This is a genomic window from Krasilnikoviella flava (assembly GCF_900167525.1).
Lineage (GTDB): Bacteria > Actinomycetota > Actinomycetes > Actinomycetales > Cellulomonadaceae > Isoptericola > Isoptericola flavus.
Genome location: NZ_FUZQ01000004.1, coordinates 455,617 through 481,468, shown reverse-complemented (window position 1 = coordinate 481,468; position 25,852 = coordinate 455,617). Strand labels below are relative to the sequence as shown.

Here is a 25,852-nt window from a genome sequence, read left to right as displayed (position 1 = left end):
CGCCACCGGTGCGCGGCATGACCCCGAAGGACCCGGCCGAGGAGCCGGCGGGCGGGCACGTGGTGCTCGGCGGGAAGTACGAGCTGGGCGACATCCTCGGGACCGGGGGCACCTACACCGTCTACGAGGCGTCGCGCGTGCGCCCCGCGGACACGCCCGCGGACTCCGGTGACGGCTCCGCCGGCACGGGCGACCAGTCCGAACTGCTCGTCAAGATCCTCCACCCGCACCTGGTCGACGACGAGGCGACGCGCGCCTCCCTCGCCCGCGAGATCGCGGCGTCGCGGCAGGTGGACCACCCCGGTGTCGCGAAGGTCCTCGACACCGGCGAGGACGAGGTCGCGGGGGCGAACGTCCCCTGGCTCCTCATGCGCCACCTCCCCGGACAGCCGCTCTCCGAGGTCGCCGCCGGGACGGGCCTGCCGTGGCCGGCCGCCCTCTCCGTCGTGGGCGGCCTGCTGGAGGCGCTCGCAGCCGTGCACGACGCCGGCCTGGTGCACCGCGACGTCAGCCCCCGCAACGTCGTCGTCGACACCCACGACGACGGCAGCATGTCGGTCGGCCTCCTCGATCTCGGGCTCACCGCGCCTGGCGGCGGCGACGGCGACGGCGATCTCGTCGCCGGTTCGGCGTCGTACATGTCGCCCGAGCAGGCCCAGGGCCGCCCGCTCGACGCGCGCAGCGACCTGTACTCGGTCGGCGCCCTGGCGTACTTCGCCCTCACCGGCCACCCGCCCTACGAACGCTCCCGGCCCGGCGACGTCCTGCTGGCCCACGTCGGGGCGCCCGTGCCCGCGCCGTCCGCGCGGCAGGCCGCCGTCCCCGCCGCCGTCGACCGGTTCGTCGCCCGTGCGATGGCCAAGACCCCCGCGCGCCGCTACGCCTCCGCCGGGGCGATGGGCGAGGCCCTGACAGCCCTCCTCGGCCCCGGCGGCGGGGCCGCCGTGCCGGGGGCCGCGCCGGACGGCGACCAGACGATGACGATGGGTCAGATCGCCGAGCAGGACCCGCACCGGACCGCGGCGCTCGGTGCCGCGGGCGTGGCCGCCGCCGCCGCAGCGGCCGATGCCGAGCTGCAGCGCACCCGGCTGATCGGCGCGGCCGACGCAACCGCGCCCCTGTCCGAGAACGACGAGGCGCCGACGGAGGTGCTCGCCGGGCCGCCGCCGGAGCCGCCGGCCGACACCCCGGTCGCGGGCGTGCCGGCTGCCGAGGAGCCTGAGCCGTCCGCGCCCGGCGGGTTCTTCGGCGACCGACGACGCGTCCTGCTCCTCGTCCTGGCCGTGGTCCTGGTGGCGGCCCTGGGCGCGGGCGCGTTCTGGTACTTCCGGGACACGGACGGCGGGGCGCCGGTCGCGCCCGTCACGCACAGTCCGTCGCCCTCCCCCAGCGCGACCACGACGCGACCGACCACGGCGCCGCCGACACCCACCGACACGGCCCCGACGTCGCGCCCGGAGCAGACGAGGGCGCCGACCCCGACCAACACCCCGACGCCGACGCCGACACCCACGCCCTCGTCGACGCCCACCCCGACCTCCACGCCGACGCCCACGGCCACCTCGACCCCGACGCCCACCTCGACGCCCGAGCCCACCGACGAACCGACGTCGCCCGAGCCCGATCCCACGGACGAGACGACCGAGCCGGAGCCCGACCCCACGGACGAGGAGACGACGCCGCCCGCCGAGCCCGAGCCCACCGGCGACGCGGCGGGCGGCGGCGGCAGCACGGGCACCCCGCAGTAATCAGGCCCGGGGGTGACCGCCGCAGCTGGACGTCGCGGTGCTCGATCTCGGCGATGTCGTCCTCGATGGCGCCCAGCAGGCGGTCCGACAGGTCGCGGACGGCCGGCACGCGGGACACGGTCCGGCACCCCGTCCTCCCGATCGTGCGGCCGGGCGTGCGGCCGCACCCAGGGCCGTCGGACCGGCCCGCGCCGGGAACTGCGTCCCGCCCGGACGTGACCAACGACCCTGTCGGCCGCCCGCCGGCCCTGACAGCGTGGTGACGTCGCGTCGACCCCGACCGTCCGCGCCCCGAGGAAGGACAGGATCATGAACAGCTCCGCACGCCCGGCACCGGTCGTCGTCGCCGTGGACGGGACGGACCGCAGCGAGGGCGCCGTCCGGTACGCGATCCACGAGGCGCGACGACGACGGACGCGCCTGACGATCGTCCACGTCGCGCCGACGGCGCTGCCGGTGGGCGGCTCGATGCCGTACATGGACTACCCTCGCGACGCCCTGGTCGAGGTGGCGCAGAGGATCCTCGACGAGGCGGTCGGCAGCGCCCGGGCCCTGGACCCGGACCTCACGGTCGACGGCGTGCTGCGGCAGGGACGCCGCGTGGTCGAGCTCGCGGTGGCCGCCGCGGCGGGCAGCCTGCTGGTGCTCGGCCGGGAGACCCGGCACGGCCTGGACCGGGTCTACGTCGGCACCACGACGGCCGGTGTGGCCGCACGTGCGCCCGTGCCCGTCGCGGTGATCGACGGGGCCTGGCAGCCCACGCAGCACGGCCGTGTGCTGGTGGGCGTCGAGCCGGCCTCCAGCGAGGTCCTGGCGTACGCGTTCCCCCTCGCGGCGGCCCGGCACGCGCTGCTGCAGGTGATGCACGTGTGGAAGGTGCCCGACCCCTATGCGTCCCTGGACCGCGGCAGGTCCGTGACCGGCGAATGGGTGATCGCCGCCACGCGGCTCCTCGAGTCGACGGTGTCCGACTGGCGTGCCAGCTTCCCGGACGTCGAGGTCGAGGTCTCCGTCGTCCCGGGCCGGGCCGCTCAGGTCCTCGCCGACGCCGCGGCGGGCGCGGACGTCCTGCTGCTCGCCCGGCGGCGGCGTGACATCGAGCACCCCGGCCGGCTCGGCCCCACCACGCGGGCGGTCCTCGGGCACCCGGGCGCACCGGTCGAGGTCGTCCCGCTGACGGGCGTCCCGCAGCACGCCCCGCTCGTCCTCGAGCGCTTCGGCGAGATCCTCAAGAGCTGACCGGCGGGTGCGTGCGCACGGCGCGCACGACTGGGTCGCCGCCGGCCAGGCCACAAGCGCCTGCTGCTGGTGGCCACCACCTACTTCGTCCGTGCGTCGTTCGCGACCACGGTGCTGGAGAACCCGACCACCCGCCACGACCTGCGGCAGGCCTCTCCCTCGACGCCCCGCCGCAGATGCTGATGCGTCTCGGGTACGGCACCACGCCGCGCCACACCCCGCGACGAAGCGTCGAGGACGCGGTCTCGCCCGACGCGCCGCCACGGGAGCTCGACAGGTCCACACGACCCGCCAGGGCTGGGCCCTTGGTCACGTGGTCCCGGCGCACGGCCGCCCGGGCTCCGCACGGGGGCCGGGGTCCAACGGCCCCGGCGGGATGTGGCACATGCCTCTGCCGGTCCACCGCGCCGCGGAGAACGGTGGAAGCAGCACCGACGCCCGCGTCGGGGACTGGAGCACACCATGGGCACCACGCCGGACCGCCCCATCGTCGTCGGGATCGACGGATCGCCGGAGGCCTCCCGAGCGCTGGCGTTCGCCGTCCGCCAGGCCGAGCGCGACGGCTGCGCGCTGTGGCTGGTCAACGCGGTCCACGAGATCGTCCCAGTGGGCCCGATGCTCCCGCTGATCAGCGGTGAGCCGCTCGTCGACGTCGGTCACCAGCTGCTCGCGGAGGCCCGCGACGCGGTGGAGGAGCACTCGGACGGCCGGGTCGGCGTCAAGCTCCAGGTGGCGCTCGGCCCCGCGGTCGAGGTCCTCGCCGCCGCCGGTGAGCGCGCCCGGCTCATCGTGCTCGGTCACCGCTCCGCCTCGCTCGTGGAGCGGATGTTCACGGGCAGCACCACGTTCGGGGTCGTCTCGCGCGCCGTCTGCCCGGTGGTGAGCGTCCCGCGCGACTGGGCCCAGGAGGCCGACTCGCACCGCGTCGTCGCCGCGATCGACGGCTCAGGCTGCTCGGCCGAGGTGCTCGAGCACGCCTTCGCCGTCGCCGCGCTCCGGGGCGCCCGGGTCGAGATCGTGCACTGCTGGCGGTTGGACCCCTTCTACAGCTACCTGGTCGACGAGTGGTCAGTCCAGGAGGAGTGGGGCGTCCAGGCGCACGGCATCATCGACGGGCTCATCGAGGAGGCCGCCCGGGCGCACCCCGACGTGCCGTACGAGAGCGACGTCGAGTACGCCGACGTCGCCGACACCCTGGTGCGCTACTCCGCCGGTGCCGAGCTCCTGGTCATCGGGCGGCACGGGCACGGCGCCCTGGGCTCCCGGATGATCGCGGCCGTGCTCGGCAGCGTGACCCGCGCCTTGCTCCAGCACGCACGGTGCCCGGTCGAGGTCGTCCCTCCCCGTCCTGCGACGGAGTCGTCCCGCGAGCCCGTCGAGGCGGACCAGGCGCAGACGCCCACCGACGACAGTCCGCTCTCCGCACCCGATGCCGCCGCACCCGTCGGCGGCCTGTCCACTGGAGGAGCGTCACCATGAGCACGTACGGAGCCGCCACGAGGCGCGCTGCGGTACGTGGGCGCCGTCACCCGGATCCGCCTCGGCTGGATCTTCCTGTGGGCCTTTCTCGACAAGCTCTTCGGGCTCGGGCACGAGACCCCGCCCGAGGGCGCGTGGCTCGACGGCGGCCAGCCCACCGCGGGCTTTCTCGGGAACGCGACCGCCGGGCCGTTCGCCGACTTCTACCAGGGCGTGGCAGGCCAGGCGTGGGTCGACTGGGTCTTCATGATCGGCCTCCTCGATCTCGCCCCGCGCTGGGCGACGCGGGCCGCACGCTCGGCCTCGGCGCCTGGTGGCGGCAGACCGCGCTGGTGCGCCGCTGGCCCGGCCTGGTGTGAGGGTGCCGTCGCCCCAGGGACCTGCCCATGCTCCGGTGCCGGGCGGCGGGCGGGCCCGGGGCGCCCGACCGCCCTACGCTCGTGCCGTGGACAAGACCTCAGCCGAGGTGCAGGACGCCATCCTGCAGGCGGTCAGCGGCGTCGCGACGGAGTTCGACCTGCGCGACCTCCTGCACGGCGTGGTGCGCGCCGCGTGCACCCTGTCCGGGGCGCGCTACGGCGCCCTCGGCGTGATCGGGCGGTCTCGCCGGCACCTCATCGAGTTCGTCACCGAGGGCGTCACCGACGAGGAGCGCGCGAGGATCGGGCACCTGCCCGCGGGTCGCGGGCTCCTCGGCCACCTCATCGTCCACCAGGAGGCGCTGCGCCTCGACGACCTGTCTCACCACCCGTCGTCGTCCGGGTTCCCGCCCGGGCACCCGCCCATGACCACCTTCCTGGGCCTCCCCGTGAAGGTGCGCGGCCACGTCTTCGGCAACCTCTACCTCACCGACAAGAAGACCGGGCCCACGTTCACCGCCGACGACGAGCACGCCGTCACCGCCCTGGCCGGACTCGCGGGTCTCGCCATCGACCACGCCCGTCTCCTCATGACCGCGGAGCGCCGGGCACGCTGGCTCGAGGCGGCCGCCGCCACCCCCTCGGAGGTGCTGCGGGCCGCCGGGACCGACGAGGCCGTCGACGCCGTCCTGCGCGCCGCCCTGCGCGCGTCGGGCGGACTGACGGCGATGGCGATCGCGCCCGACCCTGCTCCCGAAGCCCTCGGGACGTTCACGGTCCGCGCCGCGGCCGGTGACCTGAGCCGCGAGCCCCGGCGCATACTCGCGGACCTGCGCCCCGCCCTCATGCTCGCCATGGCCAGCAGCGAGACGCGCTGGGCCGAGATCCCCGGCGACGGCACCGCCGTCATGACCCGGCTGTCCATCGACATGCTCACCCGGGGCGCGCTCGTCATCGTCCTCCCACGGCGCGGGTACACGGAGAACCTCGGCGAGGACTTCGACTTCGTCGCCAACTTCGCCAGCCAGGCCTCGCTCGTGCTGGAACGGCGCCACACCCGGGCCATGCAGCAGGAGATCGCCGTCCTCGCGGAACGCAACCGCATCGCACGGGACCTGCACGACGGCGTCACCCAGCGCCTCTTCGCCCTGGGGCTGCAGCTGCAGGCCATCGAGCGACAGTCGCCGCCCCAGGTCCAGGACCTGCTGCGCACCGTGACGGACGACCTGGACGCCACCATCCGCGAGGTGCGCCAGTCGATCGTCGACCTCCGCCCCTCCGATCAGCAGCACCGCTCCCTGCGGGCCAAGATCCAGTCGCTCGTGTCGGAGTACGCCCACGTGCTGGGCCACGCCCCCGTGCTCCGGATCGACGGCCCGGTCGACACCCTCGTCGACCCCGCGCTGCACCACCACGTGAACGCGGTGCTGCGCGAGGGCCTCTCCAACGCTGCCCGCCACGCCGCGGCACACCACATCTGGGTCGATGTCACGGCCACCCCCGACGAGCTGCTCTGCACCGTGAGCGACGACGGGGTCGGCTTCGCGTCGACTTCGGCACGCAGCGGCCTGATCAACCTCGCCGACCGCGCGGCCGAGCTCGGCGGCACCCTCGACATCGCCCCGCGAGACCCACAGGGCAGCATCCTCACGTGGCGGATCCCCATCCCCGCAAGCCCCGACCCGACGGGCTGACCTCGGCGCGCGGTCAGTTCGCGCCGTGGTCCGACCCGCCGAGCAGTCGGGTCGCGAGCACCGCGGCCTGAGTCCTGGACTCCAGGTCGAGCTTCATGAGGATGTTCGACACGTAGTTCTTCACGGTCTTCTCGGACAGGAACATCTGCCCGCCGATCTGCCGGTTCGTCATCCCCTCGGCGATGAGCGTGAGGACCTTGTGCTCCTGCTCGCTCAGCGCCGCCAGCGCCGGCGCCTCGGCAGGCCCCGCGCGGAGTCGTTCGAGCACCCGCGAGGTCAGCGTGGGGTCGATCAACGACTGCCCCGCCGCGACCCGGCGCACCGCGTCGACCACGTCCGAGCCGGTGATCACCTTGAGCAGGTAGCCGGAGGCCCCCGCCATGATCGCCGAGAACAGCGCCTCGTCGTCGTCGTACGAGGTCAGCATGAGGGAGTGCAACCCCGGCACCGACGAGTGCAGCTCCCGGCAGACCTCGATCCCGGAGCCGTCCTGCAGCCGCACGTCCAGCAGCGCCACGTCCGGCCGGCACCGCGGGATCTCGCGCACCGCCTCGGCCGCAGTGCCCGACTCGCCGACGACCTCGACCCCGTCCTCTGCCTCGAGCAGGCTCCTCAGCCCGCGGCGCACGAGCTCGTGGTCGTCGAGGAGGTACACGCGCACCTGCTCCATGGGTTCGTTCTACCTCCATCCGGAGCGGGTCACCATCCGTGCCGGGCATCTGGGACACGGCGAGGGCGTCGACCACAGGAGGCACGAGCAGCCGAATTGCGCCCGCTCGCTGAGGCGGCAACCTGGAGCCTGGGCGCATCCTGACTCCCTTTCGCGAGGTGGACGCGGACCGGGCACGCCGGCATGGTGCTCTCCGAGGAGCGCACCCCGAGTCAGGTGCAGGCGGCGAACGCCTTCCTGCTCGGGCTCAAGGAGGCGGACCCGGATGCGGTGCTCTCCACCGTCAGCCTCGGGGTCTTCAAGAGCACCTACCCGCCTTTCCGGGGCAACCCGATGACCGATCCTGCTTACCCCGGGCCCGACCCGCAGCCGTTCACCGCGGCCACGCCGAACGCGCCCTGGCCCGGCTACCCGTCCTCCGGCATCCCTGCCACGTACGACTGCGCCTCCCCGCTGTCCTATTTCATGGCCGCCACCCCGCACGTCGGGGTGCCGTTCGACTGCGTGGCCATCGACAGACTCCTCGCCCAGGACCCGCAGATCGACACCCTCACCCACCAGCACAACGGCTTCTTCCCGCAGAACTACACGCTCAAGAGCCAAGACCCGGACGGGAGCAGAGGCTTCACGTTCACGGAGAACATGATGGCCGACACCCTCGGCGACCCTGCGGCCAGCGACGACGAAGACGGCTACTTCGCCGCGCACGACCTCGACGACATGCTCGGCGACCCGCGCGTGCTGACCGCGACCGGATACGACCTGCAGCCCCTCCTGGAACACATCACGAGCAGCTTCCTGACCGGCAGCCTTCAACCCGCCTCGCAGGACTACGTGCTGACGCTCGACGGGGCGCGGACCGTCGAGATCGCGCGGATCAGCCCGGACCTCTCCGCCGAGCAGAGGTCCGACATCACCGAACTGGCAGGGCGCGCCCTCGACGACCGGAAGCCCGAGGACGACCCGTTCTGCGGGCGCAGCGCCGCCCGCTATCTCGGCGAGGCCTACGCCTTCACCGACGGATGCATGCGCACGGAGGACAAGATCGCGGGCATGACGCTCGCCCCGGCCATCACCAGGCTCGAGCCCTGCACCGCCCAGCTCGACCCCGCCGCACTCGTCCCTGACCCGAACACGTCGTCGGCGTATCCCATCCGCTGTACGCCCTGACCCGGTCGTGCCCATGTCCTCGACGCCGACGAGACAGGCGGACAGGTCGGCGCCTGGCGCTGGTTCCCCGACGAGATGGACGACGACGGGCAGTTGACCGCCGACATGCCGTCCGGCTTCACCTCGCGCACGACGTCCGCCTGGTCGCGATGGAAGGTGAACCCGTACCCTGCTGGATGTCGTCGAGCTCGCGGCCTGTGTCACCCTCGACCAGCCTCGGGTGCCGGGGGTGGACGCCGTTCTCCGGATCCATACCCGCGGCCTGCCGCCTACTTGCTCCTCGACGCAAGCGGCGTCAACGGCACACGCGGGACCTCTCGGGATGGCCGGTCAACCACTCGGAGGTTCCAGACGGTGACGGCAAGATCGAGCCGCGCCCTCGCGGTCAGGTAGTCCGTGAGATCGATAGGAAGCCCGCCATCGACGACCATGACGGCGTCCTCCACCGCCCACTGGGCTGCCGCGAGTTCGCCGAGGAGGTCGTGGAGCCGGTCATGGCGGGGCGCCACGATGTCACGGTTCATGGGCGCGTCCCTCCGAGTACGGTGCGCACGTTTCAGTCGCCTCGCTGCACACGGCGTCGGAGCTGTGCGATGCGGACCGTGCCGACGACGAGCGCGATGACCCCGACCCCGGCCCCGGCGATGAGGAGGGCGACGGCGAGCGGCACCGTTCCCTCCATGCCGAGGAACGAGACCAGGACAAGCTGGATGTTCTGGAGCATGAAGACGATGAGGGCGACCAGGATGAGCGCCGCGATGCAGATCCCGACCCAGGCGGCTCCGGCGCGGCTGCGGGGCGCCTTGCCGTGGCTGGTGCTCGTTCGCGTGACGCTGGGCGCCGCGCTCGTGCCGGGGACCTTCCTGGTGGGGTTGCCGTTGACCGCGGAGGCCAGAGGCGGGGTGGGAGTGGTGGCCATGGCGGCCTCCTCGCGTCTCCGGGCCCACGTGACTCACATGAGGCGCGTTCGTCCGGATGCTCTCGACTGTACGCGCATTTCGCCCCCGTTCGGGCGAAAGTCCCTCATCGCCCGAGCTGCGCCGCCAGGGGACATTCGAACGGGTCACGCGCACGGTGCTCGACGTCGTTGAGGTAGCCGACGACGATCCGGTAGGAGGCGAAGAATCCGACCTCGACGTAGGCCACGCCCAGGGTGGCGCAGTGCTCCCGCACGAGCGGTTGGATGTGTCGGAGGTTCGGGCGCGGCATGCTCGGGAACAGGTGGTGCTCGATCTGACGGTTCAGCCCGCCCATGAGGAAGTCGACGACAACGTTCCCCCGGATGTTGCGGGACATCAGCACCTGCCGACGCAGGAAGTCGACCTCCGCGTCCGCCGGGACGATCGGCATCCCCTTGTGGTTGGGCGCGAAGGCCCCGCCCAGGAGCACACCGAACAGGCCGAGCTGCACCGCGAGGAAGGCGCCCGCAATGGCGGGCGGGAGCAGGATCACGAGAACTGCGACGTTCAGAACCAGGCGGGTCAGCAGGACCGGGACTTCCACGCCACGGTGCACGACCGGCGCACGACCCAGCACCGTGCGCACGCTCGCCACATGCAGGTTGAGGCCCTCGAGCGTCAGCAGGGGGAAGAAGAACCAGCCCTGCCGGCGGGCGAACCACCGGCGCCAGCCGTGCCGGCTCACCAGGACCGCCGGAGTGAACGCGATGACCCCGGGCGAGATGTCAGGATCATGCCCCTCGCGGTTCGGCGCCTCGTGATGCGCATTGTGCTTCGTGGTCCACCACATGTGGCTCAGACCGACGAACACGTTCGCCAGGACGCGACCGGTCCAGTCGTTCCAGGCGCGCGAGCGGAAGACCTGTCGGTGGGAGCTGTCGTGGCCGAGGAACGCCAGCTGGGCCAGCACGACCGCCAGAGCCGCCGCGAGCACGAGCTGCCACCAGGTATCCCCCAGCAGCACGACCCCCGCCCACACCATGGCGAATGCCAGGACGGTCGCGATCAGCCGTGTCCAGTAGTACGCGTAGCGACGCCCGTTCAGGCCGGAGTCCCGCACGACCTTCGCCAGCACGGAGTAGTCCCTCGTGACGCGCCTGGCGGGGCGACGGACATTGGTCGGCGCGGGGGCCGGATGCTCACTCGAAGCGGACACGGTCTGCCTCGGCCTTCACCCGGGCGGCCCGTTCTGCCTCCGCCGCGCTCCACTGCGCCCGTCGGTCATCACGGTGTTCACGGTCGGTGGCGACCTGCTGCTCGACGTCGCGCAGCAACGCCGCGATCGCGGTGGCGAGGCCGGCGGCGAGCATGGCCAGGTTCGTCCCGGAGATCTCGAGGCGACGGTCCGCGACCTTGAGCCCCAGGCCCGGGTACCCGTGCGCTGCCAGCGTCGACCGCGCGGCCGCCCCCTCGATCAGCGCGCGCTCCTCCGAGGCGACCTGACGCGAGAAGACCGCAGCGACCATGTACCGCTCCGGCTCGTCGTCGGTGCCGAGCTCGTGCGGGAGGGCCGAGTCCAGGATGCCGCGCAGGAACAGCCCACCCGTCGTCGGGGTGTCGCTATCCGAAGCGGTGTCGGAGTCGTCGGGCTCGTAGCCGCCGTCGTCGTCCCACCGCGCCCCGGAGGGCACCTCGTCGGGGCCGGAGGACCGAACCTCCGTCGGCGAGCCGTCTCGATCGGCCTCGTGCGGGCCGATCCGTCGATCACCCACCCGTCCACCGTACGCCCGTCGTGGGCGCCGTGGGCCAGCCCTGCCCGGGGCGGCGGTCGCATTCCGCAGCCGTATGCTCGCCCTGTGACCTTGACCGAGTTCCTGATCGCCCGCCTGGACGAGGACGAGGCAGCTGCGACGGCCGCGGAACTCCGCCCCCACCCCGACACCGGCGACGCGCCGCAGGCGAACGAGTTCGCGCAGGCGTCCCCGCCGGACCGCCTGCTGGCCGAGGTCGAGTCGAAGCGTCTGCTCATCTGGCTCGCCTACGAAGCGACGGGCCTCGACATGGACAAGGACCTCGACCGGGCGATCGACGCACGGGAGGACAGCGGCATCGAGTTCGTGGGCGAACGCATGCTCCGAGCCCTCGCGCTCCCGTATGCCGACCACGCCGACTACCGCGAGGCGTGGCGGCTCTAGCACGTCACCAAGGAGGACGCCGGCGCCACTGGGACTGGTCCTGCGCACCCCTTGAGCAGGGTCGCCACATGTGCCCCTGCTGAGACCGTGCCCAGGACGGCGGGCACCGACGCACCGACCTCCTGATGATTCAACTCATGTTCGGCGCCGTCACCGAGCACAGCCGCGACGTCGCCCCCGACCTCTGGCGTCGATGAGAGCGAGGACGGTCTCGAGGGTGCCCGCCCTGGCCTGGTCGGCGATCTGCCGCGTGATCACGCCGTCGACGCTCCGTTCGGCGAACAGGGCGCCGGCTGCGGCGATGATGCGACGCCGCTTGCCCTCCTTCGCGCGCTCCCGTCGCCCCGAGATGCGGCCCCGTGCCAACCTCCCCTTGACAGAATTTGTGAGTCGACTCAGACTTGAGCATACTCGGTCATGCGAATGACGAACCGCCGGGGTCGAGGGCGAAGGGAAGGACACCCATGGAGCGCGCAGCGCAGGGACCAGGTGCCGCACCGGTGCGGTTCGTCGATGCACAGACGCGGACCGTCGCCGCGGCGGGCGTGGAGCTCGTCTACCGCGAGCTCGGCAGCGAGCACGCGGGCGGGGTGCCGTTGGTGGCGTTGACGCATCTGGGGGCGAATCTGGACAGCTGGGACCCGGAGGTCGTCGACCCGCTCGCCACGGATCGCCGGGTGATCCTGCTCGGCTACCGCGGCGTCGGCTCTTCCACCGGGACCGTGCGGGACGGGTTCGAGGACATGGCGACGGACGCGGTCGCGGCGATCCGCTCACTGGGCCTGTCCCGGGTGGACCTGTTCGGGCTATCGATGGGCGGCATGGTCGCCCAGGGGGTCCTTCGCCTCGCCCCCGACCTGGTGGACAAGGTTGTCCTCGCCGGGGCCGGCCCGCAGGGCGGCCCCGGACTGACCCGGATGACGGGCGTCATGGTACGCGGGATCGCGCGCGGGGTGACGACGTTCACGAACCCGACATCCCTGCTGTTCTTCACCCGTACCCGCAACGGCAAGCACGCGGCGAAGGCGTACCAGGCGAGGCTGAGGCGGCGGCGCACCGGGCGCGACGGGCCCGTCACGCCCGGTGTGATGCGGGCGCAGCTGCGTGCGGTGAACCGGTGGGGTCACCGGCCCCCCGCACCGATGGGTTTCACCGGACCGGCACTGATCCTGCACGGCGACAGCGACCGCATGGTCCCGTCCGAGAACGCGAACGCCCTGGCGCGGCGATTCCATGACGCGCAGGTGCGGATCTTCCCCGACGCCGGTCACGGGGTCGTGTCCCAGAACCGTCGGACCGTCACCGACCTCGCCGGCCGCTTCCTGCGTCGCTGAACACGCCGATCACCCCACCGACCGATCCGCAGAAGAGGCAGAGATCATGCGAGCGTTCATGTTCGACAGGTACAAGCAGCCCGTCCACGAGGCCGAGGTGCCCGAGCCGACCGTGGGCGACCGAGACGTCCTCGTGCGCGTCGTCGCTGCGGGGGTGAACCAGCTCGACGAGAAGATCCGGGACGGCGAGTTCAAGGCGATCCTGCCCTACAAGACTCCCCTCGCCCTCGGGCACGACGTCGCCGGCACCGTCATCCGCACCGGCTCACGGGTGCAGGGCTTCACGCCCGGCGACCAGGTGTTCGCCCGGCCACGGGACGGCCGGATCGGGACGTTCGCCGAACGCATCGCGATCGACGAGGCCGACCTCGCACTCGCGCCGGAGACGATCAGCCCCGTCGAGGCGGCCTCCCTGCCGTTGGTGGCGCTGACTGCGTGGCAGGCGCTCGTCGTCAAGGGCAACGTGAAGCCTGGCCAGAAGGTCCTCGTCCACGCCGGCGCCGGCGGGGTCGGGTCGATCACGATCCAGCTCGCAAAGCACCTCGGTGCCACAGTGGCGACCACGGCCTCGGGGAAGAATGCGGACTTCGTCCGCGACCTCGGCGCGGACATCGTCGTGGACTACCGCACGCAGGACTTCGAGGCCGAGCTCTCCGGCTACGACCTGGTCCTGGACAGCCTCGGGGGGAAGAACCTCGAAAAGTCGCTGCGCGTCCTGCGCCCGGGTGGGAAGGCGGTCGGGATCTCCGGCCCACCCGACCCGGCGTTCGCAAAGGCCGCGGGCCTGAACCCGGTGCTGCGCCTGGCGATCGCCGCATTGAGCGGGAAGATCCGCCGGCAGGCAAGAAAGCTCGGCGTGAAGTACGAGTTCCTCTTCATGGCCGCCAGCGGCGACCAGCTCCGTCAGATCGCCGCCCTCGTCGACGACGGCACCCTGCGCCCGGTGGTGGGAAAGACGTTCGCGTTCGACCAGACCCCGCAGGCCCTTGCCGCCCTGGCCCAGGGCGGCGTCCGCGGCAAGGCCGTCATCACCGGCCCCTGACCCGGCCGCCGCACGTCACCGACAAGCCAACAACCCGCAAGCACCGGCCCTGAAGGAGCGAGCTTCATGAGCACCACCGACGGCACCAGCGAACCGACCATCACCTCGTACGCGGACGCCCCGGCGAAGTCCGTCACGGCGGGAGGCATCACGTTCGCCTACCGCGAGCTCGGACCGAAGGGCGGCATCCCCGTCGTGTTCTTCGTGCACCTGGCCGCAACCCTGGACAACTGGGACCCGCGCATCGTGGACGCGATCGCACAGACCCGTCACGTGATCACGTTCGACCAGCGCGGCGTCGGCGCCTCGTCCGGCACCGTCCCCGACACGATCGAAGAGGCCGCCGACCACGCCGACACCTTCATCACGAAGGGCCTCGGGCACGACAAGATCGACGTCTTCTCCTTCTCCATGGGCGGCATGATCGCGCAGGACCTGATCGTCAAGCACCCCGATCTGGTCCGCAGGCTCGTCCTCACCGGCACCGGCCCGCGCGGCGGGAAGAACATCGACAAGGTCGTGGGCGTGACCTACTGGGACATCTTCCGCTCCGTGATCACCCGGTCGGATCCGAAGGAGTTCCTGTTCTTCAACCGCGACACCGTCGGCAAGCGGGCTGGGAAGGCGTTCGTCGAGCGGCTCAAGGAGCGCACCGCCGACCGTGACAAGCCCATCAGCAACAAGGCGTTCAGCACCCAGCTGAAGGCCATCCAGCGGTACGGCCGTTCGGCGCCGTCGGACCTGTCCGTGATCACCCAGCCGACGCTGATCGCCAACGGCGACAACGACCGCATGGTGCCCTCCATCCTCTCCGCGGACCTGCACCAGCGGATCAAGGGCTCCGAGCTGATCATCTACCCCAACTCCGGGCACGGCGGCATCTTCCAGCACTGGGAGCAGTTCGCCCCCGTCGCCGCGAAGTTCCTCGCCCGATAACCCCCCTGAGACCACCGAACGAGCGCAGCCCCGGCCGCTCGCCGCAGCGCGGTCAGCGGGGAAGGATCGCTGAGACCTGGGTGCGGATGCTCGCGATGAGTTCCGGGATGCTCGAGTCCGCGTTCACACTGGCCCCCAGCTCAAGAAACACGATGGCCGAGACCACCCGGGCCAGCGCCTCCGCCTCCGCCGCGGGCCGTTGCGCCAGGCTCGTCAGGACGCCGGCGACGGCCTCCTCGGTCCGCGCGACGATGGACAGCGCCTCGGCGTGATGTGGTTCGCCCGGGTCGCCGAAGACCATCTCCCGCAGGTAGGTGCGGCCGTTGTCGACCTGGACGCGGTTGCACTCCGCGATCGGTGCGACCAGGGCCATCACCCCGTCCAGCGCCGTCGCCGCTCCCGCGGCCGCGGCGCGCCCACGCTCGAGCGCGGCGGAATAGTGCGTGTTCTGCACCAGGAGCAGCAGCTCACCCTTGGTCTTCGCGTACAGGAACAGGGTGCCGGTGCCGATGTCCGCCGCGTCGGCGATCTGCTGCGTGGTGACGTCGTCGACCCCGCGCTTGGCGAACAGCTCGCCGGCAGCCGCGGTGATGCGCTCGAGCTTGGCCTGCTTGTTCCGCTCGCGTCGCCCGAGCGGCGTCGTCGCCACTGCCATCGGTCTCCTCCAGGAATAGACTATGACTTGCCTCAGTTCTGAGTGTAGTCACTGTCGTGTGGGATCGGATGTGCCCCTGCTCATCCTTCCACGCCGCTGGGGGACCACCGAGGTCGCGCACCGGGGGCGGTGACGATCCGTTCGTTGCAAAGGAACACCACCTGTCATGACTTCCTCGTCTCTCTGGCAGCCGCTGGCCCTCGGCCGGCTCGAGCTTCCGCACCGTCTGGCGCTTGCTCCCATGACCCGCAACCGCGCCCACTCCGACGGCACCCCCGGTGAGCTCGCCGCGGAGTACTACCGCCAGCGGGCCTCGCTGGGACTGCTGATCACCGAGGGCACCCAGCCCTCGGAGGACGGGCAGGGGTACTTCTGCACCCCGGGGATCTACACGCCCGAGCACGTCGACGGGTGGCGGAAGGTCGCCGACGCCGTGCACGACGACGGTGGCTACCTCTTCATCCAGCTGATGCACGTCGGCCGGATCTCCCACCCGGACAACACCCCGCACCGCCGGCAGCCGGTCGCGCCGTCGGCGATCTCCGCCGAGCAGGACATCTTCACGCCCACCGGCAAGCAGCAGACTCCCGTGCCGCGTGAGCTCGCCAGCGAGGAGATCCAGGGGGTGGTCAGCGAGTTCCGTCACGCGGCGGCCTCGGCGATCGCCGCCGGGGCGGACGGGGTGGAGATCCACGCCGCCAACGGGTATCTGCTGCACCAGTTCCTCGCCCCGAACGCCAACCGGCGCACCGACTCCTACGGCGGGTCGGTCGAGAACCGGGCGCGGTTCGTCATCGAGGTCGCCCGGGCCGTGGCCGACGAGATCGGCGCGGACCGCACCGGCATCCGCATCTCCCCCGCGTTCCCGCTCGGCGGGCTCGACGAGGGCGACACCGAGGCCGTGCGTGCCCAGTACCGCTACCTCGTCGGCGAGCTCGCCCCGCTGCACCTCGCCTACCTGCACGTGCACCACCTCGGCGACGACGAGCTGCTGCGCTCCTTCCGGGACGTGTGGCCGACCGCAGTCCTCGTCGTCCGGTACGGACGCGAGCGCGACGGCATCGCCGCGGACATCGACGCCGGGCTCGCCGACGTCGAGCCCCTCGGCCGGTTCGCCCTCGCCAACCCCGACGTCGTCGAGCGGCTGCAGCAGGGCGCACCGTTCAACGAGGTGGACCCGGCCACCCTCTACACCGGCGGCGCGACCGGGTACACCGACTACCCGGCCCTCACCCACGCCTGACGTCCACCCACCGATCTCAGAGAACAGGAATCACCATGACCTCGCTCAACGGAGCAGTCGTCCTCGTCACCGGCGCGAACGGCGGCATCGGCACCCACTTCGTCCGCGAAGCGCTCGCCCGCGGTGCCGCGAAGGTGTACGCCACCGCACGCCACCCCCGTGACTGGGACGACGAGCGCGTCGTGCCGCTCACCCTGGACGTGACCGACCCGGCCTCCGTCCAAGCAGCCGTCGAGGCGGCCCCCGACGTGACGGTGCTGATCAACAACGCCGGCGCGACCGTGTCCAGCGCGGGCATCCTCACGCACACCGACGAGGAGATCCGCCGCAACGTCGAGACCAACTTCCTGGGCCCGCTGTTCCTCGCCCGCGCCTACGCACCGCTCCTGTCGGCCAAGGGCGGGAACACGGCGATCATCGACATCCACTCGGCCCTCGCCTGGTACGCCACGGCCGGGATCTACTCGGCCACCAAGGCCGCCCTGTGGTCCGCGACCAACTCCCTGCGGCTCGAGCTCCAGCCGTCCGGTGTCCAGGTCGTCGGGGTGCACGTCGGCTGGGTCGACACCGCCATGGCGGCCAGCACCACCGACCCGAAGCTCGACCCCGCCGTCCTCGTCACCAAGGTGCTCGATGCGACCGAGGCCGGCGAGCTGGAAGTCCTTGCGGACGAGACCTCCGTACAGGCCAAGGCCGGGCTCTCGGCCCCGATCGAAGCCGTCTACCCGCAGCTGGCCGCAACGAAGAACTAGGCATAGGCGTGGTGTGGCGCCACGATCGCGGCGCCACACCACGACCGCCCAGGTCACCTCAAATATGCCTGCTCGGAACGGGTGGCACGGTCCCAGCGGGCGCGGAAGACGCCGTTGTCGAGCTGGTGAGTACCTAGCGCGACGCCGCGTCGTGCGTCATTGACTCGATACGCGGTCCGGCCGCCGCCTTCCATGTCTTCTGTCCGAAAATGCTGGATGAAGCACGGGATACGACCTGACGCCTGCGCGCGATGTCCACTGCGGCGGCGTCCCGCCCAGCGCCTACCTGTTCCGCAGGCGTGGTCAAGGCTCGGGTCCACTGCTCACAGGTGCGGGTCAGGTAACCCTGGAAGCGTTCGTAGTCCCGGGGGCGAGCGTCGACGGAGAGGCTCCCGGCCGGACCGTGCGACGGTCCGTCCCGGACAGGAGAACAGCTCATGGAAATCCTCAAGAAGGCGGCGACCTGGACGGGGGTCGCCCTCACCGCCGTGTGCGGGGTCGTGCTGCTCGGGGGCGGCAAGGTGACGTCGGGAATCCTGCTCATCGCCACGGCCTTCGTCATGGTCCTGCCCGTGCGGCACCGTCTTCCCCGGGGAGTGCGCGTCGCGCTGCTCTGCGCAGTGCTCGCGGTGGTGGTCGTGAACGTCTCCACCACCGAGCTTCCCGGTTCCTCGCACGGCATGGTGGCGGCGTGCGGCGACGAGTCCGCGGGCACTTTCACGCCGACCGGGTACAAGTTCCTGGACCAGCTGCGGTACATCCTCGGCAATTTCCTGGCCCAGGCGGCACCGTCCTAGGTGCGGCGCGGTGCGGTGCGGTGCCACGATCGCGGCGCCACACCACACGGGCCTGATCATCAGACGATCTCGAATCGGCCCCGTCGATCACGATGTCGAGCGGCGGCGGCCGTCGCCGGCACCAAGACGCCGAGCTTTCGGTGACCCGGTAGGCGCAGGCTGGCGCCGGGAGTTCGCTGGCAGCCATCCGAGTCCGCTGATCACGCGGCAAGACCCGGATCATTTGCCAGCGGGACGTTCGCCACGAGGAGCGGTGGTGTCCATTGGTCGTTGCAACGGTGGCTGCGCTGGCCGATCGGGCCAGCTCCCGGACCCCGATCGTGAGGCGCCCCAGAATCGGTCAGCTCTGGAGCATCGCGTGCGATGGGGTGTCCTCCAAAGACTTCGCCGCACCCTCCAGGCACGTGCACGGTCACGATGCCTCGGCGAAGAGACGGTCCAGATGCTGATCGATGGCAGCCAGTGCGGCATGGGGTTCGATCACCTCGAGCTCGAGCAGCGGGGTGAACCCGGTCAGCGCCACGATGAGATCTGTCTCGATGTCCGGGTCGCGGTCCGGTGCGATCTGCCCCTGCGTGATCGCCTGTCGGATGAGGCGTTCGACCATGGCGCGACCGTCCCGTAGTCCGAGGCCAGCCTGCTTGCGCAGTGCGGGGTCGTGCAGCGCCTCGAGGACGTACGCGGCACTCATGCGGCTAGAAGCGCGCGCCTCGGGACGCAGGGGGAGCATTTCGGCGAGGACCAGCCGCAGCACGTCCCTGGGGTGCGGAGGCTGGTCGAGCGCGGCCAGTCCCCGCGTGACCCGGTCGCCGGTCTGCTCGGCAGCGAGCTCCATCGCGAAGGTCAACAGCCCTGTGCGAGACGTGAAGTAGTGCTGCAGGTGCCCCAGCGAGACCCCCGCCTCGCGGGCGACCTCACGCATGGTGGCCCTCGTCCAGCCGTGCTGGTCGACGACCCGCCACAGCGCACGCGCGATCGTCTCGCGACGTTCCTGGTGGTCCACCAGCTTCGGCATTCGGCCTCCTCGTCCCGTTGACAATACGCATGACATAATACAGGCGTATGGTAACCATGGGACGGAGTGACGATGGCTGAGACGCACCTATCCTCTGCGTTCTTCAACCCGTACGCGGTCGCCATCGACGAAGAGGTGGCGATCGCGCTGCTGGCTGACATGCACATTCGGAAGGCGATCGAACGAGGCGAGTTCGACGACCTGCCCGGCAGCGGCAAGCCGCTCGACCTGCCTGACCGCCACGACCCCGACTGGTGGCTGAAGAACCTCCTGAAGCGCGAGCGCCTCGTGCTGCTGCCGCCCTCCATCCAGCTGCGCAAGGAGGACGCCGCACTGGATGAACGCCTCGACCAGATGTGGAGCGAGGCGGACGTGCGTCTCGAGACCGAGGAGTTCAACAAGCGAGTGCTTCGTGGCCGCTACCAGCCGCCCGCCGGGCCGCCCCTGGTCACCATGCCGCGGGACGTCGAAGCGACGGTTGCTGCATGGGCGGATCGCCGGACGGTGCGAGCCGCGGAGGCGCGGGCGGGGGTACGCGCGGAGGCGGCTGATGAGGTCCGTCCTCGCCGTCGACGCTTTCGTCGGCGGCGTCAGTAGTTGCCGTCGCCGAGCTGTCTCAGAATCGGTCAGTTTTGAATTTGTGCGGGATCTTGTCGAGGCTCGACAAGATCCCGCGAGGGCGCGACCTCTCGCTGGATCGTTCCTCCGCCTCCCTAGCCTGACCGGTTCAGATCGATCTGGCCGCTGACGCTCAGGTCCAGCGCTGGTAGTCCTACCGCGCGAGTGCTAAGGCAGCATCGGCAGCGGGGGCATACCGGTTGGATCGAGCCGGGCTCCAGCCCTCCAGAAGGTGGAAGGTCGCGATGCGAAAGGTCAGGGCACGCACCAGCAGCTGCGCCCATTCAGGAGTGTCGGCCCCGAGCTCGGCGACTGTCTCTATTGAAGCGCCGTGCCAGGACTGTTGCGCCCGATAGCCCGCCTCCGTCTTCACCCGCCCCACGACGGCGTTGATCCCTTTGCCGCCCTGGGAGACGTGCTGCGCCACGCTGACGGACGCCGCCGACGGGTCCCGCAGGTCCACGTCCGGCGTCGCAGCGCCCGCGCCTCACCGATCCGCAAACCCGTCCAGCTCAGCAGGTCGGCCGGCGCCCGCAGGTGCTCGGGCAGCGCCTGCCCGAGCACCTGGACCTCGGCCGCGCCGACCACCACGAGTTGCCCTTGCCGCTTTGTGCCGGCCGCCTGCCACCACGCGCGCGGGCGAGGCGTCGATCAGTCCCCGGGCGATCGCCGCCTTGAACACCGCCGACAGGAACTTATAGGTCTGCGCGGCCTCCCCGGATCCGTCGGTGGACCGGTTCGCCTTCCTCGCCCGCGCTCGCATCTCCTTCTTCAGCCGGGCGTGCCACGCAGCGACGTCGGACACGGTGACCTCGTCGAGGTACTTGCTGCCGATCGTCGGGTGGATGTGCACCCGCAGGATCCGCGTGTAGTCCCGCAGCGTGCCCGGCGCTAGCGTCCGGCTCTCGATGTACTCGGCGGCCCACTCGCTGAGCGGGCTCTGGTGCCCTCGAACGTCCAGGACGGCCGGGAGTAAAGCTGCAGGTCAGCGCAAGAAGCGAGGGGGTGGTGGGCCCGGAGGGACTCGAACCCCCGACATCCACGGTGTAAGCGTGGCGCTCTGACCAGCTGAGCTACAGGCCCTGGACAGCGCACAAAGAATACCCGGCGAAGGGCGTCCCGCCAGACGCCGACCCACCCCGACGCGTCGGGTCGCGGACGCGCCGGATCAGATCTCCGCGAGCGCCTCGCGGTACGCCTCGAGGTCGCGCCGCTGCCCGCGCGACTTCACGACCGACCACCGCACGATCCCGTCGGCGTCGACGAGGAACGTCCCGCGCAGCGCGTGGCCGCTCGCGGGGTCAAAGACACCGTAGACGTCGGCGACGGCGCCGTGCGGCCAGAAGTCGCTGAGCAGGTCGAAGCCGAAGCCCTCCTGCTCGTGCCACGCCTTGAGTGTGAACACGGGGTCGGTCGAGACGGCCAGCAGTCGCACCCCGGCCGACTCGAAGTCCTCGATGTTGTCCCGCAGCTCGCACAGCTCGCCGGTGCAGATGCCCGAGAACGCGAACGGGAAGAACACGAGCAGCACCGGTTCCCCGCGCAGGTCGGCGAGATGCACGGGGGTGCCATGAGTGTCCGGCAGGGTGAAGTCGGGTGCGGGGTCGCCTGCGCGCCACCGCACCTCGGGGGCAGTGCTCGTCACCGGCCGGTCACCGGCTCAGCGCCCGCGTCCGCGGTTGGCCAGCTTGGTGGCCGACCAGTCGGGAGCGACGGCGAACGTGCTCGTGGCGTGGAGACCCGCGGTCGTCGCGGCCTCCTGGATCTCGTCGTGCGCGACGTGGCCGTCGCGGCCGGGCTTCGGCGTCAGCAGCCAGACGAGGCCGCCGTCGTCGAGCACCGTCAGGACGTCGACCAGCATGTCCGTGAGGTCGCCGTCCTCGTCGCGCCACCACACGATGACGCCGTCGGTGACGTCGTCGTAGTCCTCGTCGACCAGCTCACTGCCGACCGAGGCCTCGACCTCGGACCGCAGCGCGTCGTCGACGTCGTCTCCCCACCCGAACTCCTGCACGACCTGGCCGGGCGTGAACCCGAAACGAGCTGCCGGGGATTCCGCCTGCTTACCCACGTTGGACCTTCGTTCCTCTCCGTCTGACCATCACTGACGCGCGCGACACGCACGTCCGTCGTGTGCGCCAACGTAGTCCACAGGAAGCGCGCGCGCCCGGCAACCCCCTGCCCACCGTGGTTTGCTCGACGCGGGGCTCCGCCGTGGCCTCGGCGACATTCGAGGACAGCGGCATGACGTAGATCACGGATCCTTGACCGCCCGATGGTGTTCCCCCGGCCCGTCTGGGGACACAATGAGTGATGACCACCCGTTCGTGGTCCGCACCGTCGCGACCACGCGTCGCGGTGCCCTCACGACGGGATGCCTGACACGGACCGGAGCGGCGACCATGTGCTGCCCGTCTGAAGATGAGAGAGGTTGCTGGTGGCTTCGTACGACGAGACCGGACCGTTGATCAACGGCCTGCTCAGCGCCGTCCCGGACATCGACCCCGCCGAGACCGGCGAGTGGGTCGAGTCGTTCGACGGCCTGATCGACGACAAGGGCGGCCCGCGGGCGCGCTACGTCATGCTCAACCTGCTGCGTCGCGCGCGGGAGCGCAACGTGCACATCCCCGCGTCGGTGGCGACTCCCTACGTCAACTCGATCGCCGTGCACGACGAGCCCTACTTCCCGGGCGACGAGGCGATGGAGCGCCGCTACCGCTCGTGGATCCGCTGGAACGCGGCCGTCATGGTGACGCGCGCCCAGCGCCCTGACGTGGCGGTAGGCGGCCACATCTCCTCGTACGCGTCGGTGGCGACGCTGTACGAGGTGGGCCTCAACCACTTCTTCCGCGGCAAGGACCACCCGGGCGGCGGCGACCAGGTGTACTTCCAGGGCCACTCCTCGCCCGGCCAGTACGCCCGCAGCTTCCTCGAGGGCCGCATGTCCGCGGAGACGCTGGACGGCTTCCGCCAGGAGAAGTCGCACGCCGGCGGCGGCCTGCCGTCCTACCCGCACCCGCGCATGCTGCCGGACTTCTGGGAGTTCCCGACGGTGTCCATGGGCCTCGGCCCGGCCTCGGCGATCTACCAGGCATGGACCAACCGGTACCTGCACAACCGCGGGATCAAGGACACCAGCCAGCAGGACGTCTGGGCGTTCCTCGGCGACGGCGAGATGGACGAGCCGGAGTCGCGCGGCATGCTGCAGCTCGCGGCGCACCAGTCGCTCGACAACCTGACGTTCGTCGTGAACTGCAACCTGCAGCGCCTCGACGGCCCGGTCCGCGGCAACGGCAAGATCATCCAGGAGCTGGAGGCCCAGTTCAAGGGCGCCGGCTGGAACGTCATCAAGGTGATCTGGGGCCGCGAGTGGGACGCGCTGCTCAACGCGGACAAGGACCGCGCGCTGGTCAACCTCATGAACGCCACGCCCGACGGCGACTACCAGACCTACCGTGCGGAGTCCGGCGCGTTCATCCGCGAGCACTTCTTCGGCCGCGACCCGCGGACGAAGGCGCTCGTCGAGAACATGACCGACGACGACATCTGGAACATGAAGCGCGGCGGTCACGACTACCGCAAGATCTACGCCGCCTACTCCGCGGCGCGCGCCCACACGGGCCAGCCGACGGTCATCCTGGCGCAGACGGTCAAGGGCTACGCCCTCGGCTCGAGCTTCGCGGGCCGCAACGCCACGCACCAGATGAAGAAGGTCAAGAACGAGGACCTCAAGGCGCTGCGCGACAACTTGCGCATCCCGCTGACGGACGAGCAGATCGACGCCGACCCGTACCTGCCCCCGTACTACCACCCGGGCATGGACGACGAGGTCATCCAGTACATGCTGGAGCGACGTCGCCACCTCGGCGGGTTCGTCCCCGAGCGCCGCTCGACGCCGAAGCCGCTGACGCTACCGGAGCCGAAGTCCTACGAGATCCTCAAGAAGGGCTCGGGCACCCAGCACGTCGCCAGCACCATGGCCTTCGTGCGCCTGCTCAAGGACCTCATCAAGGACAAGGAGTTCGGCAAGCGCATCGTGCCGATCATCCCCGACGAGGCCCGCACCTTCGGTCTGGACGCCATCTTCCCGAGCGCCAAGATCTTCAACACGCAGGGGCAGAACTACCTCGCCGTGGACCGCGAGCTCATGCTGAGCTACAAGGAGTCCGAGGCCGGGCAGATCATGCACACCGGCATCAACGAGGCCGGTTCGGCCGCCGCCTTCCAGTCCGTGGGCACGTCGTACGCGACGCACGGCGAGGCCATGGTGCCGGTCTACATCTTCTACTCGATGTTCGGCTTCCAGCGCACCGGCGACCAGTTCTGGGCGGCCGGCGACCAGCTCGCCCGCGGCTTCATCATCGGCGCCACCGCCGGCCGCACCACGTTGACCGGTGAGGGCCTGCAGCACGCCGACGGCCACTCGCCACTCATCGCCGGCACCAACACGGCGATGGTGCAGTACGACCCGGCGTTCGGCTACGAGATCCGCCACATCATGCGCGACGGCATCGAGCGCATGTACGGCGACGGGTCCGACGGCCGCGACCAGAACGTCATGTACTACCTCACCGTGTACAACGAGCCGATGGTCCAGCCGGCGGAGCCGGAGGACGTGGACGTCGACGGCATCCTGCGCGGCATCCACCGGATCTCGACGTCCGACGCCGAGGGCCCCAAGGCCCAGCTCCTCGCCTCCGGCGTGGGCGTGCCGTGGGCGCTCGAGGCGCAGCAGCTCCTCGCCGAGGACTGGGGCGTGTCGGCCGACGTGTGGTCGGTGACCAGCTGGAACGAGCTGCGTCGTGACGCGCTCGCCGCGGAGAAGGACGCCCTCGTCAACCCGACCGCCGAGCCGCGTACCCCGTACGTGACGCAGAAGCTGTCGGGCGCGCAGGGCCCGTTCGTCGCGACGAGCGACTACGACCACCTGGTGCCGGACCAGATCCGCGCCTGGGTGCCGGGCGACTACGCGGTGCTCGGTGCGGACGGCTTCGGCTTCTCCGACACCCGCGCGGCCGCGCGGCGCTTCTTCCTCATCGACGGCCCGTCGATGGTGGTCCGGACGCTGCAGCAGCTCGCCCGTCGCGGCGAGGTCCCGGCCGACGTCGTCGCCAAGGCGGTGGAGAAGTACCGCCTGCTCGACGTGAACGCCGGCACCTCCGGCGTCGCCGGCGGCGACAGCTGACGTCGACCCGCCACAGCGCAGGCCGAAGGCCCCGAGCCGTGCGGCTCGGGGCCTTCGTGCTGCGCGGGACCGCACCGGGCGGACTACGTCGGCGAGGTCTGCTCCCGGGCGGCGACGACACGCTCCAGCTCCGCCCGTAGCTCCTCGGTGCCGGGGTGCAGCGCGAGCGACTCCAGGTGCTGGCGGGCCTCGCCGACCCGGTCGGCCTCGAGCGCGGCCAGCACGAGGTGGTGCCCCACCTCGGGCGTGTGCTCGCGCGCACGCCAGTGCCCGGTGCCGAGTCCGAGGGCTTCGGTGGGCATGGCGGCCCCGCGCAGGATCGCCAGCGCCTCGGCGAGGGCCTCGCCGCTGGGGTCGCGCTCGGCCGCGGTGGCGAGCCGGCGGGCGGCGCCCTCCGGGTCGTCCGCGACGGACAGCCGCCCGAGCTCCAGCAGGGGGCGCCATCCGCGCGGGTGGCCGGCGAGCTCCTCGGCGAGGGACCACACGGCCAGGTCGGCGGCGCGCTGCTGAGCCGCCTCGTCCTGCGGGGCCGTCAGCGGGTCCTCGGGGTTCGGCGACTCGGCGGCGCGCCGACGCACGATCTCCGCCAGGGCGTGGAACGCCGTCGCGTCGTTGGGGTCGTCGGTGAGGATGGCCCGCAGCGCGTCCTCCGGACGGGTGTCCCTGCGCTCCTGCGAGGGCGACGGACGGCGCGCCGCCACCGTGGACGCGGAGAACGGCCGTCGCAGCAGCTGCCGGAGCCGGGGCATGAGGGCCATGGGACCGACACTATCCAATGACGTCTACCGCGACCGGGCGCGGGCCCGGCCCGCCGGGCGTTTG

The 25,852-nt window shown here is 71.3% G+C and carries 26 protein-coding genes and 1 tRNA gene; 14 read left to right on the top strand and 13 right to left on the bottom strand.

The window, feature by feature from the left end; genetic code table 11:
* Window positions 1-17: 17 nt before the first annotated feature.
* From B5Y66_RS23155 to B5Y66_RS22550, 4 genes are all read left to right on the top strand, one after another.
* On the top strand, window positions 18-1,748 hold the full coding sequence (locus B5Y66_RS23155; protein ID WP_079574923.1) for a serine/threonine-protein kinase: 1,731 nt from the start codon (window positions 18-20) through the stop codon (window positions 1,746-1,748).
* A gap of 309 nt (window positions 1,749-2,057) precedes the next feature.
* Window positions 2,058-2,987, top strand: a complete 930-nt coding sequence (locus B5Y66_RS13150; protein WP_245807096.1) for a universal stress protein — start codon at window positions 2,058-2,060, stop codon at window positions 2,985-2,987.
* Between the two features lie 462 nt (window positions 2,988-3,449).
* On the top strand, window positions 3,450-4,466 hold the full coding sequence (locus B5Y66_RS13140) for a universal stress protein (RefSeq protein WP_079574922.1): 1,017 nt from the start codon (window positions 3,450-3,452) through the stop codon (window positions 4,464-4,466).
* A 445-nt stretch (window positions 4,467-4,911) separates the two neighbouring features.
* Complete coding sequence (locus B5Y66_RS22550; protein WP_176168864.1) at window positions 4,912-6,519, top strand: GAF domain-containing sensor histidine kinase; 1,608 nt, start codon at window positions 4,912-4,914, stop codon at window positions 6,517-6,519.
* Between the two features lie 13 nt (window positions 6,520-6,532).
* Here the strand turns inward: B5Y66_RS22550 and B5Y66_RS13120 are convergent, their stop codons facing one another.
* The gene (locus B5Y66_RS13120) at window positions 6,533-7,189 is read right to left on the bottom strand and encodes a response regulator (protein WP_079574921.1); all 657 of its coding nucleotides are present in this window, start codon (window positions 7,187-7,189) and stop codon (window positions 6,533-6,535) included.
* Window positions 7,190-7,372: 183 nt separating this feature from the next.
* Between B5Y66_RS13120 and B5Y66_RS13115 the strand changes: the two genes are divergently transcribed.
* A complete protein-coding gene (locus tag B5Y66_RS13115) occupies window positions 7,373-8,359 on the top strand; it encodes a hypothetical protein (protein WP_079574920.1) in 987 nt (328 codons plus the stop codon).
* 269 nt (window positions 8,360-8,628) lie between these two features.
* Here the strand turns inward: B5Y66_RS13115 and B5Y66_RS13110 are convergent, their stop codons facing one another.
* The 4 genes from B5Y66_RS13110 to B5Y66_RS13095 form a co-directional block, all read right to left on the bottom strand.
* On the bottom strand, window positions 8,629-8,883 hold the full coding sequence (locus B5Y66_RS13110) for a hypothetical protein (protein ID WP_079574919.1): 255 nt from the start codon (window positions 8,881-8,883) through the stop codon (window positions 8,629-8,631).
* A 32-nt stretch (window positions 8,884-8,915) separates the two neighbouring features.
* Window positions 8,916-9,278 carry a LapA family protein gene (locus B5Y66_RS22970; RefSeq protein ID WP_079574918.1) on the bottom strand — a complete coding sequence of 121 codons (363 nt, stop codon included), beginning with the start codon at window positions 9,276-9,278 and terminating at the stop codon, window positions 8,916-8,918.
* A 104-nt stretch (window positions 9,279-9,382) separates the two neighbouring features.
* Window positions 9,383-10,393 (bottom strand): acyl-CoA desaturase, encoded by a 1,011-nt coding sequence (locus B5Y66_RS13100; protein WP_245807095.1) that lies wholly within the window; start codon window positions 10,391-10,393, stop codon window positions 9,383-9,385.
* A gap of 64 nt (window positions 10,394-10,457) precedes the next feature.
* On the bottom strand, window positions 10,458-11,030 hold the full coding sequence (locus B5Y66_RS13095; RefSeq protein ID WP_079574916.1) for a hypothetical protein: 573 nt from the start codon (window positions 11,028-11,030) through the stop codon (window positions 10,458-10,460).
* 84 nt (window positions 11,031-11,114) lie between these two features.
* Here B5Y66_RS13095 and B5Y66_RS13090 point away from each other — a divergent pair, with 84 nt between their 5' ends.
* The 4 genes from B5Y66_RS13090 (at window position 11,115) to B5Y66_RS13070 (ending at window position 14,765) form a co-directional block, all read left to right on the top strand.
* Window positions 11,115-11,453: a DUF6221 family protein gene (locus B5Y66_RS13090; protein ID WP_079574915.1), complete on the top strand. Its 339-nt coding sequence runs from the start codon at window positions 11,115-11,117 to the stop codon at window positions 11,451-11,453.
* A 464-nt stretch (window positions 11,454-11,917) separates the two neighbouring features.
* Window positions 11,918-12,787 (top strand): alpha/beta fold hydrolase, encoded by an 870-nt coding sequence (locus tag B5Y66_RS13080; protein ID WP_079574913.1) that lies wholly within the window; start codon window positions 11,918-11,920, stop codon window positions 12,785-12,787.
* A 46-nt stretch (window positions 12,788-12,833) separates the two neighbouring features.
* Complete coding sequence (locus tag B5Y66_RS13075) at window positions 12,834-13,829, top strand: NADP-dependent oxidoreductase (RefSeq protein WP_079574912.1); 996 nt, start codon at window positions 12,834-12,836, stop codon at window positions 13,827-13,829.
* Window positions 13,830-13,895: 66 nt separating this feature from the next.
* Window positions 13,896-14,765: an alpha/beta fold hydrolase gene (locus tag B5Y66_RS13070; protein WP_079574911.1), complete on the top strand. Its 870-nt coding sequence runs from the start codon at window positions 13,896-13,898 to the stop codon at window positions 14,763-14,765.
* A 52-nt stretch (window positions 14,766-14,817) separates the two neighbouring features.
* Here the strand turns inward: B5Y66_RS13070 and B5Y66_RS13065 are convergent, their stop codons facing one another.
* Entirely contained in the window at window positions 14,818-15,420 is a 603-nt protein-coding gene (locus B5Y66_RS13065; protein WP_079574910.1) for a TetR/AcrR family transcriptional regulator, read from the bottom strand.
* 166 nt (window positions 15,421-15,586) lie between these two features.
* Here B5Y66_RS13065 and B5Y66_RS13060 point away from each other — a divergent pair, with 166 nt between their 5' ends.
* The 3 genes from B5Y66_RS13060 to B5Y66_RS13050 all read left to right on the top strand — a co-directional run bounded on the left by B5Y66_RS13060 (window position 15,587) and on the right by B5Y66_RS13050 (window position 18,212).
* Window positions 15,587-16,663 (top strand): alkene reductase, encoded by a 1,077-nt coding sequence (locus B5Y66_RS13060; RefSeq protein WP_079574909.1) that lies wholly within the window; start codon window positions 15,587-15,589, stop codon window positions 16,661-16,663.
* A 35-nt stretch (window positions 16,664-16,698) separates the two neighbouring features.
* The gene (locus B5Y66_RS13055) at window positions 16,699-17,415 is read left to right on the top strand and encodes an SDR family oxidoreductase (RefSeq protein WP_079574908.1); all 717 of its coding nucleotides are present in this window, start codon (window positions 16,699-16,701) and stop codon (window positions 17,413-17,415) included.
* Window positions 17,416-17,852: 437 nt separating this feature from the next.
* On the top strand, window positions 17,853-18,212 hold the full coding sequence (locus B5Y66_RS13050; RefSeq protein WP_079574907.1) for a hypothetical protein: 360 nt from the start codon (window positions 17,853-17,855) through the stop codon (window positions 18,210-18,212).
* Window positions 18,213-18,624: 412 nt separating this feature from the next.
* Here B5Y66_RS13050 and B5Y66_RS13045 read toward each other — a convergent pair whose 3' ends face one another.
* On the bottom strand, window positions 18,625-19,227 hold the full coding sequence (locus B5Y66_RS13045) for a TetR/AcrR family transcriptional regulator (RefSeq protein ID WP_079574906.1): 603 nt from the start codon (window positions 19,225-19,227) through the stop codon (window positions 18,625-18,627).
* A gap of 72 nt (window positions 19,228-19,299) precedes the next feature.
* On the opposite strand from B5Y66_RS13045, the gene B5Y66_RS13040 reads away from it, so the two are divergent.
* Window positions 19,300-19,824, top strand: coding sequence for a DnaJ family domain-containing protein (locus B5Y66_RS13040; protein ID WP_079574905.1), 525 nt, complete (start codon window positions 19,300-19,302; stop codon window positions 19,822-19,824).
* Window positions 19,825-19,999: 175 nt separating this feature from the next.
* Here the strand turns inward: B5Y66_RS13040 and B5Y66_RS13035 are convergent, their stop codons facing one another.
* The 5 genes from B5Y66_RS13035 to B5Y66_RS13015 all read right to left on the bottom strand — a co-directional run bounded on the left by B5Y66_RS13035 (window position 20,000) and on the right by B5Y66_RS13015 (window position 21,916).
* On the bottom strand, window positions 20,000-20,308 hold the full coding sequence (locus tag B5Y66_RS13035; RefSeq protein WP_079574904.1) for a hypothetical protein: 309 nt from the start codon (window positions 20,306-20,308) through the stop codon (window positions 20,000-20,002).
* Window positions 20,309-20,332: 24 nt separating this feature from the next.
* Window positions 20,333-20,806, bottom strand: a complete 474-nt coding sequence (locus tag B5Y66_RS13030) for a phage integrase central domain-containing protein (RefSeq protein ID WP_079574903.1) — start codon at window positions 20,804-20,806, stop codon at window positions 20,333-20,335.
* Window positions 20,807-20,851: 45 nt separating this feature from the next.
* Window positions 20,852-20,928 (bottom strand) — tRNA-Val (locus B5Y66_RS13025).
* Window positions 20,929-21,013: 85 nt separating this feature from the next.
* The gene (locus tag B5Y66_RS13020) at window positions 21,014-21,490 is read right to left on the bottom strand and encodes a peroxiredoxin (RefSeq protein ID WP_079574902.1); all 477 of its coding nucleotides are present in this window, start codon (window positions 21,488-21,490) and stop codon (window positions 21,014-21,016) included.
* A 15-nt stretch (window positions 21,491-21,505) separates the two neighbouring features.
* Window positions 21,506-21,916, bottom strand: coding sequence for a DUF3052 domain-containing protein (locus tag B5Y66_RS13015; protein WP_079574901.1), 411 nt, complete (start codon window positions 21,914-21,916; stop codon window positions 21,506-21,508).
* 366 nt (window positions 21,917-22,282) lie between these two features.
* On the opposite strand from B5Y66_RS13015, the gene aceE reads away from it, so the two are divergent.
* Window positions 22,283-25,030 carry a pyruvate dehydrogenase (acetyl-transferring), homodimeric type gene (gene aceE / locus B5Y66_RS13010; RefSeq protein ID WP_079574900.1) on the top strand — a complete coding sequence of 916 codons (2,748 nt, stop codon included), beginning with the start codon at window positions 22,283-22,285 and terminating at the stop codon, window positions 25,028-25,030.
* Window positions 25,031-25,113: 83 nt separating this feature from the next.
* Here aceE and B5Y66_RS13005 read toward each other — a convergent pair whose 3' ends face one another.
* On the bottom strand, window positions 25,114-25,788 hold the full coding sequence (locus B5Y66_RS13005; RefSeq protein ID WP_079574899.1) for a hypothetical protein: 675 nt from the start codon (window positions 25,786-25,788) through the stop codon (window positions 25,114-25,116).
* Between the last annotated feature and the right edge of the window lie 64 nt (window positions 25,789-25,852).